Raw genomic sequence first — 16,141 nt, 5'->3', positions numbered from 1 at the left:
AAATCGATCGTACCCCACGAGGTGCAGCGTGAAGATCCTGATGTTCGGCCGAGGCGTGATCGCCACCATCTATGGCTGGGCCCTGGAACGGGCCGGGCATGAGATCGAGTTCTACGTCCGGCCGGGCCGCGCGGCGACGTACGGGGAAGCGATCGACCTCGACCTGCTCGATACGCGGCGCCGGGTGTGGGGGCAGCGCGTCGTCGAGCAGTGGCCGGTGCGCTACCGCGAGGCGCTGGAGCCGGATCACGACTTCGACCTGATCGTGCTCAGCGTGCCGCACCACCGCCTCGCGGAGGCGACGGCCTTCCTGGCCCCGCGGGTCGGCCAGGCCACGGTGCTGGTCTTCGGCAACATCTGGACCGAGCCGCCGGCCGCGATCGGCGCACTCCCCGTCGACCGGATCGCCTGGGGCTTTCCCCAGGCCGGTGGCGGTTTCGGCGCGGACGGCGTGCTCCGTGGGGGGATGCTGCCGTCGGCCATCTTCGGCACCCTCGGCCAGCCCCCGACCGACCGGGAGCGGGCCGTGCGCCAGGCGTTTCGCGAGGCCGGGTTCCGGCCTAAGGAGCGGCCTGACTTCCGCGGCTGGCTGTGGGTCCATTTCGTGTCGGATGCCGGCCTGTTCTCGCAGGGCTTGAGGCTGGGTTCCCTGTCCAAGCTGGCCGGGTCGACGAGGGACTTCCGCGAGGCACTGCTGACTGGCCGCGAGCTGCTGCCGCTCCTCAAGGCGCGCGGCATCGACCTGCGACGTCACCGCGGCGGTGTGCTGCTGTTCCGGGCGCCCACCTGGCTGATGGCGCCCGTGCTCGCCTGGCTGACTGCTCATGTCACGCCGCTGCGCGTGAATTTCGAGGCGCACTCCGACCCCGACGCCGAGGAGCCGCGTGAGATCTGCCGAGACACCCTCGCGGAAGCACGACGGCTGGGCATTGCGGTACCACGACTGGAAGCGGCGGAACCGAACTTTGCCCGTGAGGGGACGGGCCGAGTCTGAATTTACCGATGTTGTCGGTCCCTGTGGTCCATTGCGGCTCCTTGGTCCGCCGCATCCCAGAGCCAAACCCGGTCGCACTGTCGATCAACTGCCGTTCACACACGGCTTTCGGTGTCCAGCCTCTATCGCCTGTCCGTGACGTCGTGGAAGGAAAAAGTCATGACTACCGCCGAGAAGCATGAGTTCCCATGGCCCGTACGTGCCCGTTCGCGCCGTCGCCGGCGTACGAAGAGATCCGCGAAGAAGAGCCGGTCTCGCGGGTTCGTCTGCCCGACGGCGGGTGGGCCTGGGTGGTCAGCCGCCACGAAGACGTGCGAACCGTGTTGAACGACCGGCGGTTCAGCGCCGACCGGCAGCATCCGGACTTCCCGCAGCTGGTCAAGGGTGAGGCGGCGTCCCGGCGGCCGGACGAGGAGCGCACCCTGATCGAGATGGACGCACCCGAGCACGGGCCGGCGCGCAAGGCTGTACTCGGCGAGTTCACGGTGCGCCGGTTGGAGGCGCTGCGGCCGCGGATCCAGGAGATCGTCGACGGGCAGATCGACGCGCTGTTCGCGGCGGGCGAACGCTGCAACGACGGTGTCTTTGAACTGCTGTGGGGATCGGTAGTAGGAGTCGCGGCCGTACACCGACAGGGCGTCGATGTCGGTGGCGCGCCGAGCCCGGACTCGCGCCCGGCGTGCTCGCCGAGCGGTTCGGACGGTCAACTTGCGCGACGTAGGCAGCCAGAGGCGTTGCATTCCGAGACCGTCGATGTGTGCGTATTACTGTCTGGGTGCTTCAGGTCGGGCATGCGCAATCATGACCGGAATGGACACTCGTTTCCTTGGCATCACTGATCTGGTCGAAGCCCCGTCCGTGGCGGTCGTGGTCGACGTCATGCGTGCTTTCACCGTGGCCGCCTGGGCCTTTGCCCAGGGGGCGGAAAAGATCGTTCTTGCTGAGTCGCTGGACGAAGCCCTGGCGCTCAAGGCTCTCCACCCGGATTGGGTGGCGCTCAAAGACGGTCCGCCCGCGCCCGGGTTCGACACCGTCAACTCGCCGGGCCTGCTGCGGTCTATTGACCTTGGCGGACGGACTGTTGTGCAGAAAACCACGGCAGGGACGGTCGGCGCACTTGCGGTCAAGGAGGCGTCGCTGGTGCTGTGCGCCAGCTTCGTGGTGGCGGAGGCGACGGCTCGGCTCTTACGGACGCGCGAGAGTGACAGTGTCACGTTCGTGGTCACTGGCGAGGATGGGCAGGCCGATGAAGATCTGGCGTGTGCTCAATACATCGCTCGGAGGGCCACCGAGGCTGGGACGGATGCCGCCGAGTTCCTGCGCCGCGCTGCCGCGTCGCGCGCCGCCGCCGAGTTGGCAGAGGGGGTGCGTCAAGGAGTTCATCCTGATGACGTCGCACTCTGTCTTGAGCTCGACCGGTTTCCCTTTGCCATGGTGGCGGCCTTGGAAGGCTCCCTCATGGTCCTGCGTCCCCACCCGATGCCTTCGCTGGCTGACGAGGATCTGGTCTGATCGCTGCTTTCAGCGTGCGAGAGCCAGTGCCCGATGTGGCGGTGGCGGTGGCAGGCGGCTGCCCTGAGTTGTCGCGGCGGCGGCTGCGCGATGCCGCGACGTTCGCCCGCGTCCATCTGACCGGCCGGCAGCGGGCGCTGCTCTTGGCCCTGCTGCTGGACGCCAGTGGTGTGGTGGCCGAAGTGGAGTTCGTCGGCCACCACGACGAAGGCATGCAGTCGTGGCGGGGAAGTTCGGGACGGTCCATACGTCTACAGATATCAACTCATCGATCAGCGCGTATTGGACGTATCACCCCTGGTCCTCCTAGCGTTCGTCGGGTGACGGAGCGACGCGCGATCCTCAGCGGATCGACCTTCGGGGAACAGATCGGGTACGCCAAGGCCGTAGGCGACGGCGGCCGCGTACACGTGTCGGGGATCACCGGGTTCGACTACTCGACCAGGACGATTCGGCCGTGATCAGGGAACTCCATGCGAACGAGGAGTTCGAGCAGGTCGAGGAGCTGTTCGAGCGGATCTGGGGGTTCGAGCCGGACACCCGGCCGCCGCTCACCGCCGGGCTGATGCGGGCGCTGACCCACGCGGGCAACTACGTCTCCGGCGCCTTCGACGGCGACCGGATGGTCGGGGCGGCGGTGGGCTTCTTCGGGCAGGACTCGACCCTGCACTCGAACACCACCGGCGCGGCAGCGGGACAGGGCATCGGCTTCGAGCTGAAGCTGCACCAGCGGCTGTGGGCGCTGAACCGCGGGATCTCCCGGATCACCTGGACCTACGACCCGCTGGTCCGCCGCAACGCGCACTTCAACCTGGCCAAGCTGGGCGCGCGGCCAGCGGAGTACCTGCCGAACTTCTACGGCGTGATGGCCGACGCCATCAACCAGGACGACGAGTCCGACCGGATCCTGGCCGTGTGGCCGCTGACCGATCCGCTGGTCGAGGCAGCGGTCCGGCGGGTGCCGTACCTGCCGGCGGTGCCGGAGGACGCCGTGGTCGGGCTGGGCGACGACGGAGACCGCCCGGTCGAGGGTCGTGCCGACGGGCGCGTCGTGCTCGTCGCCGTCCCCGAGGACATCGAGCGGCTGCGCGCGGTGGACGCCGGCGCCGCCAAGGCGTGGCGGCACGCCGTGCGCGACGTGCTGGGCGGCCTCATGGAGGAGGGAGCCACGGTGACCGGCTTCCATCGCAAGACCTACTACGTGGTAGAGAGGGACACCTGAAGATCAGCCGCTGGAGCGACCCGCTGCCGCTCCCGGACCTATCCAGTCCCGACCGGCGCGGCAAGGTCCTGGAACTCCTGGCCGCGCAGCCCTGGCGGGCCTGGAGAAAGGCCGAGCCGGCTGCCATCCTCGGAATCGAGGACATCAACAGCTTCCGCGACCAACTGTCCCAATGATCACACCAGGGCTGCATCAACGAGATCGGACCAGCTCTCTACGGGCCCATGCCCACGAGCACTTTGAGGGTGTCTTCGATTCTGAGTGCAAGATCGTGATCTGGCCCGAGGGGGCCAACACCGCCGGAAAGACCTTGTTTGCAGAGGAATATCATCGAGGGCGATGGGCCCGTATATCCACAGGACGTCCATCGGGATCGCGAGCCGTCATCGTCCATTGCGTGGGCAGTGTCTCGATTTGTCCGACGGGCCGCCCGGCATCCAGAATCCGTTCGCGAAGCTCACACAGTTGTGTGTATGTGCCCACGCGCAGTCCCCAACCCGCCCGGTTCAGGGGATCAAGATCGAGGGCGGAGACGGTAGCGGTTTCGACGATCATCAGATGGTCGGCCCCACCGACATCGAGGACTGCGATCCGAGGATCAGCAGAGGTTGCAGCGCGCTCGAACGCGAGCGTTGCTCCGAGCAACTCCGTGTAGTACGCCACGAGCCGATCGAGTTCGGTCGTGGACAGTGTCAGATGGTTGATTCCGAGCAGATTGGTCATGATCGACCGACCGTAGCTCAGCCACATCACGATCTTGCACTCGGAAGTGCGATTTCGTGTCACTTCCTGATGGCCTCCAGCGGAAGTGAAACGAGCGGTGCCATAACTCAGTATTCAAGTCGCACAAAGTCCGCGAGATCACACATTTCATCGGTGAGAGAGCGCCGTCTGCCGATGATTCCCTTCAGGATGTCTCTGGCATAGCTCTGGTTGGTCATCCACTCCGGGGCATCGTGCCGAACACCCTGCAAGATCTCAAAGGCATCACTCTGCCGATGCATCCGGCGGTGTGCCTCGGCCACGTCGAGGAGATGCCGGTTCCGGTTGTTCGAGGTGGGACGCAGGTCGGTGAGGGGGATCGTCTGGGAGAGCTGGAGGACCTTGTCCGGCCGGTCCTCGATCATGGCGTTCTCCACCCGCTTCATCGCTACAGTCACTGGCCCGAAGGTGCGAAGGAAGTCATCGCCCGGCGTCAGGTCACGGCCCATGGCCACGGCCGCGGTGCGCGCGAGGCGGATCGTGTCGTCCGCCTCCCCGGGCCGGTTGTCGCGGATGGCAGCGGCAGAGGCCCGCAGCAGCAGCCAGCCCCAGGCGGACAGCTGGTGCGGGGTCGCGCGGGAGATGCGAGGTTCCACGTCATCGGCCCAGCGCGTCGCCATCTGGCGGGCTTCGTCGAGGCGGCCCTGACGCAGAAGAAGTCAGCAATGCGTGCTGATCGTTGCCGCCGCGTCCAGAGAGTCGTTCATGTCGTCCATGGCCCGGGACAGCGCGAACTCTGCCTCGTCGAATTGGCGTGTCTGGGTCATCAGCCAGCCGATGAGGTGCAGCAGCCTGCCTCGTACGTGACGCTGTGACAGGTCCACTTCTACCAGCGCGTCCGCGTCCCTGAGCATCACGGGCAGCATGGCGGCGATCTGCGAGTAGCGGTCCTGTTTCCACAGCGGCATGGACGCTTCCAAGGCGTCGCCCAAGCCCTCTCGCGTCGGCGCCTCTGTGGGCTGACCGTCGAGTCCGTAGAGTGCCCGCCGTACCGGCGCCCACAGGTCGAGTGTCTCTTCGTGCGCCGACTCGGCGTCCAGTCGGGTCATGAGTGACGTCGTCGGCACCTTGAGGGCCACCGCGACCTTGCGCAGCGTCTCCAGCCGCACGTCTTTTCGCGCGTCCTGTTCCAGTTTGCGGATAAGCGAGGCGGATATGCCGGCGAGGTCGGCCAGGCCCTGCTGAGTCAAGCCCCGGCGCTTCCGGACGCTGCGAATGCGTTCGCCTATCGTGGCCATGAATCCATGCTAAAGACGGGCCGCCGATCGGTGGGCTGACAGCGACGAGGAGATGCCGAGTGACAGCTCTGCTGGATGACAGTTGGCTTCTCAACATCCGTCCTCAGCCCACGCCGGTCACCGCCGAGGAGTATGATGCGCTCCCGGAGGAGATCGCCAAAGCCATCGAGATCGTCGACGGTTACGTGGTCCACTGCGCGACACCTACGCCAGATCATCAGACCGCCGCTCGGCGGCTGGCCAACATGCTCGAACGCCATGCTCGCGAGGCGATGAGCAAGGGCCACGAGTGTGTCACCGTGAACACCAGTGTGGATCTGCGCCTGGGAGACCAGCCGTTGCTCAACCGGCGCCCCGATGTCGCCCTTTATCGGTGCCTGGACCGCGAGCGGGACGAACAGCTCCGCGCCGAGCACGTACTACTGGTCGTGGAGATCGTTTCTCTGGGGACCGAGACGCAGGACACGACCGACAAGCTCGGGGAGTACGCGAAGGCCGGTATTCCGCACTACTGGATCGCCCGGCTTGACCGCTCTGGTCTGTCGATCATCGAGCGCTATCGGCTGGACAGGGCGGCCATGCTTTACCAGCACATCGGCACGTTCGTAAAGGACGAAGCGGGTGGCGCTCCCACTGTCAGCAACCCGATCCCTGTCGTGATCGGCTGGTCAGCGCTGCGGTTCTGAGCAAAGCCGCCAACCCTGATGCTTGCCTTCGATTTCCGAGCGGGTGATCCACGGAACAAGTGGCCCTCGCCGTCGATCACGTACGCTCAGCCGTTCGCGCCTCGACCAGGCCCTCAGGCGCTCTGCCGGCGTCACATCCGTCGCCTCAGACGTCGGTCTGTGGCCCGTGGTCTGTCGGTTTTTCTCCCTGTCAAATGTCGGTTGGCTCTCTGCAGTCTGTCGGTTTTTTTTACCGTCAAATGTCGGTTGGGCCTTACGCTGGTGTCGATCGTCGCAGGGAGGGGCTGCCATGTCCGAGTTGATCTCACGCCGGGTGACCGGCCATGCCGAGGAGTTCCTCGACGCCTTCAGAATCGTGATTGTCAACGGACCGAGGCAGTCAGGCAAGACCACCCTGCTTCACCAACTCAACAAGGGGGGAGGGGGCACCTACCTCACCCTGGATGACGGTCCGTTGAGATCGGCCGCGCAGGCCGATCCGGCTGTCTTCATCGCGGATGGGTCGCGTCCGATGATGATCGACGAGATTCAGCGGGGCGGAGACGACCTGATCCTGGCGATCAAGGCGGAGGTTGATCGGAAGGCTGAGCGGGGGCAGTTCTTGCTGGCGGGTTCCACGAGGTTTCTGTCCACGCCGTCGTTGAGCGAATCGCTTGCCGGCCGCGCGGGGATCCTTGAGGTCTGGCCCTTTGCCCAGGAGGAGCTTGCCGGAACGGGCGAGTCCTTTCTTGTGACGGCCTTCAATGATCCTGGAGCGTTGCGCTCTTCGTCACTCAGCGACTACAGCCGGAGGGACTACTTCGAACTGATCTGCCGAGGTTTCTATCCGGAGGCGGTCGCGATGAGATCGGAGTTCACCCGGGACAGGTGGTATCGGACCTACGTCCGGTCGGTCATCGACACGGACATCAGGGAGATGGCGAGAGTCGATGAGCCGAGCAGTCTCCGGCAACTTCTCAACCTCGCCGCGGCGAGTACGGCGCAAGAGCCGAACTTGGTCAAGGTCGGCAACGATCTCCAACTCCATCGGAGTACGGTCACCCGTTACATCGGCTTGCTGGAAACCGTCTTCCTGATCCGTCAGGTTCCGGCGTGGTCGCGGAATCTGGTGGCCCGGTCGATTCGTCGTCCCAAGCTCCACGTCACCGATACCGGCCTCGCCGCTCATCTGATCGGTGTCGACGCGGACGGCCTGGCTGCCAGGGTCTCGCCCGCGCGAGGCCCCCTTGTTGAATCGTTCATCGTCAATGAGATCGCGAAGCAGGCCACGTGGGCGCCGTTTCGCGTCGGACTCCATCACTGGAGGGTCAGCCAGGGCGCTGAGGTGGACCTTGTACTCGAACGAAACAATGGACGGGTTGTCGGTGTGGAGGCCAAGGCCACCGACTCTGTGAATCAGGATGATTTCAAGGGTCTTGTCGCTCTACGCGAGAGTCTCGGCGAAGATTTCGTACACGGGTTCGTCTTCTACACAGGAGTGAGGTCGCTCTCCTTCGGAGACCGGCTGACGGCATTGCCTCTCAGCGCCCTCTGGGACAGGTAGCACTTCCGGACTGCGATCACCCGCCGTGCCCCGCGCCGAGCACTCAACATCTCGCGCGGGTTTGGTCGATCGTCACGGCAGTACGTACCCAGCAGCGGCTAGAACGAAGTCGTATGGTGGCGGGCCCGGAACTCCGCCAAGAGCTCGTCGGTCACCTCCGCGCCACCCGCCACGGCCGCGTGCACCTCGCGGAAGTAGCCCTCGTACCCGGCCGGCGTGTAAAGGCACAATGCCTGGACCGGCTCGGTGCCGGCGTTGCGGAAGCCGTGCGGGGTTCCGCGCGGCGCGGCGAGCAGGTGTCCGGGGCCGACCGTCACCTCCCCGTCGCCGTGGTGCAGGGTCAGGTCGCCCCGCAGGACGTAGAAATATTCGTCGTGCTCTTGGTGTACGTGCGGGCGGGCCCCCATAACGCCTCCCGACAGGGTGAACTCCTCGAACGCGAATCGGCCGCCCGTGTGCTCACCCGTCAACCGGAAGAAGTGCGCCACGCCGGCCACGTCGATCAGCTCGCCGTCCTCGGGGCGGCGCAGAATGGGGCGCGGCTCCGGCATCTGCTTATCGATCATCTCAGCATTATCGGCTGACGGCACCAGAGCGGCCTTCAAGGACGCTCGCTGCAGAGACCGGAGTCGCCGATGAGTTTCGGATGGGGGAGTGGTCTCACTCTCGAAACAACGACTGGACGACGACGGGAAGGGGCGGCTTCGGTGGACTTGTACAGCGTCGTGTGCGTACGTGACCTGGCGACATCGCAGAAGTGGTTCGAGGTGTTCTTCGGGCGGCCGGCGGACGAGATCATCGGCGAGGAACTCCTGTGGCAGGTTGGTGAGAACGCGTGGGTCGTCATCGACGACCGGCACATGCGGGCCGCGCGGGTGGGCGGCACCATGATCACGTTCGGCGTGACCGACCTCGATGACATCCTGGCCCGGCTGGCCGCGTACGGCGTCCAGCACGAGCCCGTGGAGACCTACGGCAACGGTGTGCGCCACGTGGAAGTCCTCGACCCGGACGGCAACAGCCTGTCGCTCGCGCAGGCACCCGCCCACACCCTCAGTACGCCGCGAGCGTAAGCGCGTTGGCGGCCTCGTTGAGCGGCTTCATGATCGGCCGCATCGCCAGATCCTTCCATGGCAGGCGGTTGACCAGCCGCATCATCGTGGTCTGCATCTTGATCTGCATCGGGCTGCCCGCGACCATCTGCGCGGCGTTGCTCGCGCCGAGCGTCACGTTCACATCCACGTACTCGCGCATCGCTTCCCGATATCCGGCATAAGCCGCACGATGCTCGCCTGCCGCCGCGCTCAGTTCGCCGGCCAGCACGTACGCACCCACCAGCGCGAGGCTGGTGCCCTGCCCGGACAACGGGGACGGGCTGTAGGCGGCGTCGCCGACCAGGGCGGTCCGGCCGGTAGACCAGTCGTCCATGCGAACCTGGCTGACCGGCGTGAAGTAGAAGTCCGGCGAATGCGGCATCGCTCGTAGCAGCGTGTCACTCTCCCAACCGACGCCGGCGAATGCCTCGGTCAGTACGCGCTGCTGAGCGGCCCTGTCGGAGCGGCCGGGCAGGACAGCGGGGCTCGGGAAGACGAACTGCGCCTTCGCGGTGTCGGGCCGGGTGGCGTAGACGTTCACCACCTTGCCGGGCGTCGGATAGAGCAGTTCCCAGTGGTCGAGTCCGAGGTGGTTGGGGACGGTGAAGACGGCCGCGTGCATCCCGAGGGGGTGTACGTAGCGCTCCTCCGGACCGAAGGCCAGGCGGCGCACGGTCGAGTGCAGGCCGTCGGCGCCGATGACGAGGTCGAAGCGGCGTGGCGGGGCGTGTCGGAAGGTGACGTCGACTCCGTCGGGGCCTTCGCGGAGCGAGGTGATGGTGTCGCCGAACAGGTATTCGCAGCTGTCACGTGTCGCGTCGTAGAGGAGCCGGGCGAGGTCGCCGCGCATCACCTCGTCGTCGCCGGGAGCGCGCATGCCGATGAGGTCGGGGCCCAGGTTGGCCAGTGGCTTGCCGCTCTTGGCAACCCACGAGCCGCCGCGGATGGCGGTACTTGCCCGTCGTACGGCCTCCAGCATGCCCATCCGCTCGACGACCTGCATGGCCACGCCGCGCAGGTCGACCTTGTAGCCGCCCTCGCGCACCTCGGGCGCCAGTTCGACCACGGTAGGGGTGAATCCGTAGCGGCGCAGCCAGTAGGCCAGAGCGGGGCCGGCCACGCTGGCGCCGGAGATCAGGACGTTGCGGTTGGCGAGTCGCCGTGAGTTCGTCATGCCAAGAACCGTAACAGCCTTGCCAGACACTTGGCAATAGCTTTCCAATTAAGTTGCCGTCATGCTCTGACTGGCCTACTCGACCCTGCTAGAAGCTTTGGCAAGGATTTGCCAGGTGTATGTCACGTGGCTAACATGAACTGCGGCAGAGGGCCGGTCGGCCCGGCGCTTCGACCTGGCAAGGAGACGACAGGCAGATGTTGACGCAGCCAGCCTTCGGCCGACGGCTCAAACAGCTGAGGACCGAACGCGGCCTGACCCAGGCTGAGCTCGCGGGCGAGGGCATGTCCACCGGCTACCTCTCCCGCCTGGAGTCCGGGGCCCGGCCCCCCACCGATGAGGCCGTGACCCACCTGGCCCGCCAGCTGGGCGTCGCTCCCCAAGACCTGGCCGAACCGCCGGCCTGGTCGCTGGCGCGCAGCCTGGCCACCACCGTCGGACTCGACGTGGACGAGGCGGGCGAGCTGCTGGCCCGAGCTCTGCGTACGGCGGGCGGCGAGGACCCCCTGCTGCGTTGGCAAGCGCTCTGGCAAGTCGCCGAATGGCGACGTCTCAACAATGAGCCCACCGAGGAGCGCACCTGCCTGGACGAGCTGGTGGCGCTCGCCGACGAGCTCGACCTGCCCGAGCTGCGCGCCCGAGCCGGGGCGCGGCTGGCGCGCGCGCAACGCGGGGCGGGCCAGGTGCCGGCCGCGGTCGAGGCCGCGATCGGCGCCTACCGCCTGGCGGTCGACGAGGGCCTGCCACCGCATATCGTGGCCGACACCCTCTTGGCGCTGGTGTCCTCGCTGGCCGAGGCGGGCCGGATGGCCGAGGCTCGACAGCACGCCGACGAACTGCTCACCCTGGTCGCGGGCTTGCCCGCCGGCAGGCTCCTGGCGGAGGCTGCGTGGACCGTGGCCGGCGTCCGGCTCCGACAGGGCGAGCCCCAGGTCGCGCTGAAGCTGGTCAATGACGCACTGGAGCAACTCCAAGGCCGCCTCGACCCGGCCATGTGGGTACGGCTGCGCATCGTCGCGGCCCGCCTCCACCTCAATTTCACCCCGCCCGAGACCGAGCCCGCGCGGCGCCGTATCGAGGAGGTCGAGGCGTGCCTGCCGTTCGCCGGCACGCCCACGGTCGAGCAGGAACTACTCGCGCTACGCGCCCGACTGGCCTTCCACACCGGGCACACCGACGAAGCCCGCGCCCTGCTCGACCAGCTCGCCGACGCGCACGACCACCTGGCCTACCAGGAGCAGATCCGCTTGGACGTACTGCGCAACCAGCTCCTGCTGCTGGACGGGAAGCAGGACGAAGGCATGCGGGGCCTTCGAGCGCTGGCCGAGCAGGCGCAGGAGCGCGCCAACTTCGACCTTGCCGCGGAGATCTGGCGCCACGCCGCCGAATCACTGGCTCGAACCGGCGGCGAGAACCAGTAACGGGAACCCGCCACGTGGGCCGTCACGAGGAGGAGCACCAACAGAGCAGCGTAGGCTTGCACAACAGTCCATCAGCACTTACCGTCACATCCGCCCTACTCCCAGGATTGAGGCGAAGCGGGCTCAGCGGGCGATGCGTGCCGTGGCGCAGATCTCCCGCCACGTCTCAGGTGTCGACGCGGCTGTGCTCAACGCCGGAGCGGCCCGCGTCAAGGGAAAGTTCCGGGAGCGTCCGGTGTCGATGGGCCGGGTGTGTGACGTGCGGTCAGTCCCGTGTCGCCTGCTCCGTGATGACGGTCGCATCGAAGCCGGTCACGCGCCCAACGCCTCTTGCTTGATCTGCTCGAACTGCGCGCCCATCGCCTCGGCCAGCGCGTTGGCTCCTGACAGCGGCCGCACCATGACCGTTAAGTCGTCGATGAGGCCGTTGTCGTCCATGTGCAGAAAGTCGCAGCCGTGGACCTGCTTGCCGTTCACCTTCGCCTTGAACTCCAACGCGAGGTCATGGCCGTCCGCGTTGGCGATCTCCCGGACGTAGTGGAAGTCCTCGAACACCCTCGAGACGCCACGGATGATCGCCGCCGTGAGCGCCCTGCCCGGATAGGGCTGGTACGCGACCGGGCTGGTGAACACGACGTTCTCGGCGAGTAGCGCCTCGATCGCCGCCATGTCGTGGGCCTCGACGGCCTTACGGAACGGATGCACGCCTACCCCTACTCAATTTGTTGACTATACGCCGTTGACAGTAACTCCGACGTGGAGTGCCGTCCAGGGGATAGGCGAGTGTCGATAGTCACATCGTTGACTAGGAAACGGGACGGTTAATCAACCCGGCGATATCGTTGGCAGATGTCGTTGCGCCACGCGGTGATGGCCGCGCTCCTGGAGGGCGAAGCGTCCGGATACGACCTGGCCAAGGGGTTCGACGCGTCGGTGGCCAACTTCTGGATGGCCACGCCCCAGCAGCTGTACCGGGAGCTGGACAGGATGCGGGCCGAGGGCCTGGTCCAGGCGCGCGTCGTCGAGCAGGAACGCCGCCCCAACAAGCGGCTGTTCTCCCTGACCGAAGTCGGACGCCAAGCGCTGCGCGATTTCACCGCCGCACCGCCGCGTCCGGGCGCGATCCGCGACGAGTTGATGGTGAAGGTTCAGGCGGTGGACGCCGGCGACTCCGAGGCCGTGCGCGCCGCTGTGGAGGAACGCATGGTCTGGGCTCAAGCCAAGATCGCTCGATACGAACGGCTACGCGCCCGGTTGCTGAACGGCCGCAGCGAGGAGGAGTACCTGGCTCAAACCGACCACATCGGCCCCTACCTGACCCTGATGCGCGGCTTGGCCTTCGAACGCGAGAACCACCAGTGGGGCGAGTGGGCCCTGGCCGTACTGAAGCGGCGCTCGACCGCCACCACCTGAAGCCCCCGAACGCGGCCCCGTGGATTAGGTGCGTCCGTGGGGGAATTGAGGCATCTGTTCAGCTTGGCCCGGCTGGTCGGCCGAGCTTGGCCTCCCATCAGGGGCTTGATCAGGGCTCCAGCAGGCGGCGCGGGCCCGGGCCCTGCTGGGCGAGTGTGTCGCCCGGATTGACCAATACGCACTGCTCGAACGACAGGCACCCGCACCCGATGCACTCCGTGAACCGGTCCCGCATCCGTTCCATCCGCTCGATCCGGGCGTTGATCTCCTCGCTCCAGCACTCCGACGCCCTGACCCAGAACTCCCGCGTCGGCGGTACGCCCTCCGGCAGGAAGGCCAGCACGCTCCCGATCACCGACAGCGGTATGCCAACACTCTGGGACGCGCGGATGAACGCCACCCGCCGCAGCGTGGTGCGGTGATAGCGACGCTGGTTGCCAGTGGTCCGGCGGCTGTCGATGAGCCCCTGCCGTTCGTAGAAGCGCAGCGCGGACGCGGGTACGCCGCTGCGCTCGGACAGCTCACCGATGGTCAGTTCCTTGGCGATCGCTTTGGGCATGCCCCGAGCCTAGCTTGACTTAAACATTGGTTTAAGTACGAGCCTGCTCTCATGACTGATATTGCCGATGCGACGGCGGTCTGGATCAACCGTCACGCCCACCCGCTCGATCCACGAGACCCGCTCCCTGATCTACGGCCATTGCGGGACATCGTGCGTGATGCCACGGTCGTCGCCCTCGGCGCTTCGACCCGTCAGGCCCATGAGCTGTCGGTCTCCGCGCATCGGATGGTGCGGTTCCTGGTCGAGGAGCTGGGGTTCCGCTCGCTCGCGCTGGAGGGGGACGACCCGGCCCGCGTCGGGCTCGACGATTACGTCCGTACGGGGAAAGGCGACCCGCGCGCGTCGCTGGCCGGTGCGCGGGCCTTCTGGCGGACCGGGGAGATCCTCGACCTGGTCCACTGGATGCGGGCCTACAACGAGGACCATCCTGATGATCCGGTACGGTTCGCCGGCGTGCGGCCCCAAGCCGGGCCGGCCGTCGGTATGAAGGCCATCGAGCAAAGGATGGCCGAGGACACGATCTGGTGGCACGAGCGCACCGGAGACAAGATCGTCTACTGGGGCGGCCTCGCGCACACCAGCATGAGCCCCGGCAACGTGGGCGGGCATCTGCGCGAGCGCTTCGGAACCGGATACCTGTCGATCGGGCTGACCTTCGGACACGGCACGTTGCCGTTCGAGGTGCCCGCCCCGCCTCCGGACTTCGCCGAGACGGCCCTGAGCGCCGCCGATCTCGACGACTTCCTGCTGGACCTGCGCGTCGAAGCCCCGGCCGCCGTACGGGCCTGGCTCGACGCGCCGGCCAGGACGCGGCTCATCGGGCCCCGCTACGACCCGGCGGACGACGCCGCCTACCACCTGTCCGGAGGCTCGTTCGGCGGATGGTTCGACGCAGTCGTCCACCATGAGCGGGTGACGCCCGTCCGCGAGCTGTAGGCGGCTGGTCTGCGAGCCGCGGGTCGCCGGGCGGCAGGCGGCTGAAGCGTAGTCTGACGGGGTCTAGTGGCGGCGCACCATGGTGAGCCCGTCGGCGATCGGCAGGACGACCACGGTGACCCGGGGATCCTCCCGCACGAGGTCGTTGAACTCACGCATCTGCGCGGTCCGCTCATCCGTGACGGCCGGGTCGGCCACCCGGCCGCTCCACAGTGTGTTGTCCACCATGAGCAGGCCGCCCGGCCGCAGCCGGTCGATCAGCAGCTCGTAGTACGCCGGGTAATTGGGCTTGTCGGCATCGAGAAAGGCCAGGTCGATGGGCCCCTGGAAGGCGGCGAGCGTCTCGCGCGCCGGGCCCAGGGTCAGGGTGACGCGGTCGGTCACGCCGGCCTTCTCCCAGTAGCGGCGGGCGATGGACGTCCACTCGTCGCTGACGTCGAAGCAGTGCAGGGTGCCGCCGGACAGGCCCCTGGCGATGCAGAGCGACGAGTAGCCGGTGAACGTGCCCACCTCGACCGCCACCTCCGGCCGGGTGAGCTGGGTGATCATCGTGAGGAACGTGCCCTGATCGGGCGTGATCTGCATGCCCGCGCTGTCGCCTGTCGCCGCGATCGTCTCGGCGGCGAGCTCCTCCAGCAGGGGGTCGGGCGGGGTGGAACGGTCGAGGATGTACTGGGCCACGGCGGGGTCGAGAAATTCTGCTTTCATGATTCTATTCTTAATGGGCATGGGACCAGCTCCGGCCACTAGCCGGGCACAATGGGGAAAGTCATAATCCCCGATCCCTAAAGACATAAAACGTCCGATATGTCAAACGGGTACTCTTACGGGGTGGGTGAAACGGCGACCTCGGCGAGGGGCCTAGGGGCGACCGGAAAGGCTGCTCCGCGCGGGCGTATCGCCAAACGAGAAGCGATCATGACCGCTGCAATGAGGGTGTTCGTGCGCGACGGTTACTCAGGCGCGAGCATCGAAACCATCGCCGCTGAAGCGGCGGTATCCAAACAGACCATCTACAACCATCTGGGCGACAAGCAGCGCTTGTTCGAGTCCCTGATCGACGAGAACTTCGATCGGGTCAATGCCCAGCAATTCGCCATGATCGAGACTTTTCCCGATCGACCGGCGAACCTCATGGTGGAGCTGACGGCGTTCGCCGGTGCTCTCATGCGTGAATGTCTCATGGACGAGCGGGCGCGCGCCTTGCGCACACTCGTCCAGGCAGAGGGATCTCGGCGTCCCGACATCGCCAGGCAGTGGCGGCAGCGTGGTCAGGGCCAGCTCGCGGGGTCCCTGGCCGCCAGGTTCGCCAGGCTGGCGCTGGCCGGGAAGCTCTCCCTGGCCGACCCCGATCAGGCGGCGCGCGACTTCCTGGCGTTGATCACGTATGACGCCCAGGTCGGCTGGACCATCGGCGACGCGTCGATGCGAGACGACGAGCTCGACGCCTCCATTGCCGCCGGGGTCCGGACGTTCATGCGCGCGTACGGGAACGGCAACGGACACCACAACGGCAACGGCAACGGCAACGGACACCACAACGGCGCGGCTGGAGGCTGACAGACGCCCGCCCTTGCTCTTCGG

General features: G+C 66.7%; 20 protein-coding genes. 12 read left to right on the top strand and 8 right to left on the bottom strand.

Going from position 1 to position 16,141, the window contains the following annotated elements:
* The first annotated feature begins 28 nt into the window (after positions 1 to 28).
* From ACGFJ2_RS14190 to ACGFJ2_RS14170, 5 genes are all read left to right on the top strand, one after another.
* A complete protein-coding gene (locus ACGFJ2_RS14190; protein WP_393468009.1) occupies positions 29 to 994 on the top strand; it encodes a ketopantoate reductase family protein in 966 nt (321 codons plus the stop codon).
* 188 nt (positions 995 to 1,182) lie between these two features.
* Positions 1,183 to 1,833, top strand: coding sequence for a hypothetical protein (locus ACGFJ2_RS14185; RefSeq protein WP_393468007.1), 651 nt, complete (start codon positions 1,183 to 1,185; stop codon positions 1,831 to 1,833).
* Positions 1,805 to 2,506: a 2-phosphosulfolactate phosphatase gene (locus ACGFJ2_RS14180; protein ID WP_393468004.1), complete on the top strand. Its 702-nt coding sequence runs from the start codon at positions 1,805 to 1,807 to the stop codon at positions 2,504 to 2,506. The genes ACGFJ2_RS14185 and ACGFJ2_RS14180 overlap by 29 nt, the downstream gene beginning before the upstream one ends.
* A gap of 320 nt (positions 2,507 to 2,826) precedes the next feature.
* Positions 2,827 to 2,967: a hypothetical protein gene (locus ACGFJ2_RS14175; RefSeq protein WP_393468002.1), complete on the top strand. Its 141-nt coding sequence runs from the start codon at positions 2,827 to 2,829 to the stop codon at positions 2,965 to 2,967.
* Positions 2,964 to 3,728 carry a GNAT family N-acetyltransferase gene (locus tag ACGFJ2_RS14170; RefSeq protein WP_393467999.1) on the top strand — a complete coding sequence of 255 codons (765 nt, stop codon included), beginning with the start codon at positions 2,964 to 2,966 and terminating at the stop codon, positions 3,726 to 3,728. Before ACGFJ2_RS14175 ends, ACGFJ2_RS14170 begins: the two co-directional genes overlap by 4 nt.
* A gap of 327 nt (positions 3,729 to 4,055) precedes the next feature.
* Here ACGFJ2_RS14170 and ACGFJ2_RS14165 read toward each other — a convergent pair whose 3' ends face one another.
* The 3 genes from ACGFJ2_RS14165 to ACGFJ2_RS14155 all read right to left on the bottom strand — a co-directional run bounded on the left by ACGFJ2_RS14165 (position 4,056) and on the right by ACGFJ2_RS14155 (position 5,728).
* Positions 4,056 to 4,451, bottom strand: a complete 396-nt coding sequence (locus ACGFJ2_RS14165) for a VOC family protein (RefSeq protein ID WP_393467997.1) — start codon at positions 4,449 to 4,451, stop codon at positions 4,056 to 4,058.
* Positions 4,452 to 4,558: 107 nt separating this feature from the next.
* Positions 4,559 to 5,110: a hypothetical protein gene (locus ACGFJ2_RS14160; RefSeq protein ID WP_393467994.1), complete on the bottom strand. Its 552-nt coding sequence runs from the start codon at positions 5,108 to 5,110 to the stop codon at positions 4,559 to 4,561.
* 39 nt (positions 5,111 to 5,149) lie between these two features.
* Complete coding sequence (locus ACGFJ2_RS14155; protein WP_393467991.1) at positions 5,150 to 5,728, bottom strand: helix-turn-helix domain-containing protein; 579 nt, start codon at positions 5,726 to 5,728, stop codon at positions 5,150 to 5,152.
* 59 nt (positions 5,729 to 5,787) lie between these two features.
* On the opposite strand from ACGFJ2_RS14155, the gene ACGFJ2_RS14150 reads away from it, so the two are divergent.
* Both ACGFJ2_RS14150 and ACGFJ2_RS14145 read left to right on the top strand, forming a co-directional pair.
* Complete coding sequence (locus ACGFJ2_RS14150; RefSeq protein WP_393467988.1) at positions 5,788 to 6,414, top strand: Uma2 family endonuclease; 627 nt, start codon at positions 5,788 to 5,790, stop codon at positions 6,412 to 6,414.
* Between the two features lie 289 nt (positions 6,415 to 6,703).
* The gene (locus ACGFJ2_RS14145) at positions 6,704 to 7,957 is read left to right on the top strand and encodes an ATP-binding protein (RefSeq protein ID WP_393467985.1); all 1,254 of its coding nucleotides are present in this window, start codon (positions 6,704 to 6,706) and stop codon (positions 7,955 to 7,957) included.
* Between the two features lie 98 nt (positions 7,958 to 8,055).
* On the opposite strand, the gene ACGFJ2_RS14140 is transcribed toward ACGFJ2_RS14145, so the two are convergent.
* Complete coding sequence (locus ACGFJ2_RS14140) at positions 8,056 to 8,523, bottom strand: cupin domain-containing protein (RefSeq protein ID WP_393467982.1); 468 nt, start codon at positions 8,521 to 8,523, stop codon at positions 8,056 to 8,058.
* A 141-nt stretch (positions 8,524 to 8,664) separates the two neighbouring features.
* Between ACGFJ2_RS14140 and ACGFJ2_RS14135 the strand changes: the two genes are divergently transcribed.
* Positions 8,665 to 9,030 (top strand): VOC family protein, encoded by a 366-nt coding sequence (locus ACGFJ2_RS14135; RefSeq protein ID WP_358178428.1) that lies wholly within the window; start codon positions 8,665 to 8,667, stop codon positions 9,028 to 9,030.
* On the opposite strand, the gene ACGFJ2_RS14130 is transcribed toward ACGFJ2_RS14135, so the two are convergent.
* Entirely contained in the window at positions 9,011 to 10,225 is a 1,215-nt protein-coding gene (locus ACGFJ2_RS14130) for an FAD-dependent monooxygenase (RefSeq protein WP_393467979.1), read from the bottom strand. The genes ACGFJ2_RS14135 and ACGFJ2_RS14130 overlap by 20 nt on opposite strands.
* Before the next feature lie 197 nt (positions 10,226 to 10,422).
* On the opposite strand from ACGFJ2_RS14130, the gene ACGFJ2_RS14125 reads away from it, so the two are divergent.
* The gene (locus ACGFJ2_RS14125) at positions 10,423 to 11,646 is read left to right on the top strand and encodes a helix-turn-helix domain-containing protein (RefSeq protein ID WP_393467976.1); all 1,224 of its coding nucleotides are present in this window, start codon (positions 10,423 to 10,425) and stop codon (positions 11,644 to 11,646) included.
* A gap of 312 nt (positions 11,647 to 11,958) precedes the next feature.
* Here ACGFJ2_RS14125 and ACGFJ2_RS14120 read toward each other — a convergent pair whose 3' ends face one another.
* The gene (locus ACGFJ2_RS14120; RefSeq protein WP_393467974.1) at positions 11,959 to 12,351 is read right to left on the bottom strand and encodes a nuclear transport factor 2 family protein; all 393 of its coding nucleotides are present in this window, start codon (positions 12,349 to 12,351) and stop codon (positions 11,959 to 11,961) included.
* Positions 12,352 to 12,495: 144 nt separating this feature from the next.
* Between ACGFJ2_RS14120 and ACGFJ2_RS14115 the strand changes: the two genes are divergently transcribed.
* The gene (locus ACGFJ2_RS14115) at positions 12,496 to 13,059 is read left to right on the top strand and encodes a PadR family transcriptional regulator (protein WP_357950322.1); all 564 of its coding nucleotides are present in this window, start codon (positions 12,496 to 12,498) and stop codon (positions 13,057 to 13,059) included.
* Between the two features lie 109 nt (positions 13,060 to 13,168).
* Here ACGFJ2_RS14115 and soxR read toward each other — a convergent pair whose 3' ends face one another.
* Entirely contained in the window at positions 13,169 to 13,618 is a 450-nt protein-coding gene (gene soxR, locus ACGFJ2_RS14110; RefSeq protein ID WP_393467971.1) for a redox-sensitive transcriptional activator SoxR, read from the bottom strand.
* Between the two features lie 51 nt (positions 13,619 to 13,669).
* Here soxR and ACGFJ2_RS14105 point away from each other — a divergent pair, with 51 nt between their 5' ends.
* Entirely contained in the window at positions 13,670 to 14,557 is an 888-nt protein-coding gene (locus tag ACGFJ2_RS14105; RefSeq protein WP_357950328.1) for an erythromycin esterase family protein, read from the top strand.
* 63 nt (positions 14,558 to 14,620) lie between these two features.
* On the opposite strand, the gene ACGFJ2_RS14100 is transcribed toward ACGFJ2_RS14105, so the two are convergent.
* Positions 14,621 to 15,265, bottom strand: coding sequence for an O-methyltransferase (locus ACGFJ2_RS14100; protein WP_357950331.1), 645 nt, complete (start codon positions 15,263 to 15,265; stop codon positions 14,621 to 14,623).
* A gap of 123 nt (positions 15,266 to 15,388) precedes the next feature.
* On the opposite strand from ACGFJ2_RS14100, the gene ACGFJ2_RS14095 reads away from it, so the two are divergent.
* Positions 15,389 to 16,117, top strand: coding sequence for a TetR/AcrR family transcriptional regulator (locus ACGFJ2_RS14095; RefSeq protein WP_393467967.1), 729 nt, complete (start codon positions 15,389 to 15,391; stop codon positions 16,115 to 16,117).
* The last annotated feature ends 24 nt before the right edge of the window (positions 16,118 to 16,141 follow it).

Origin of the sequence: Nonomuraea sp. NPDC049028, assembly GCF_043197735.1 — a bacterium.
Taxonomy (GTDB): Bacteria; Actinomycetota; Actinomycetes; order Streptosporangiales; family Streptosporangiaceae; genus Nonomuraea.
This window is presented reverse-complemented; position numbering and strand designations above follow the sequence as displayed.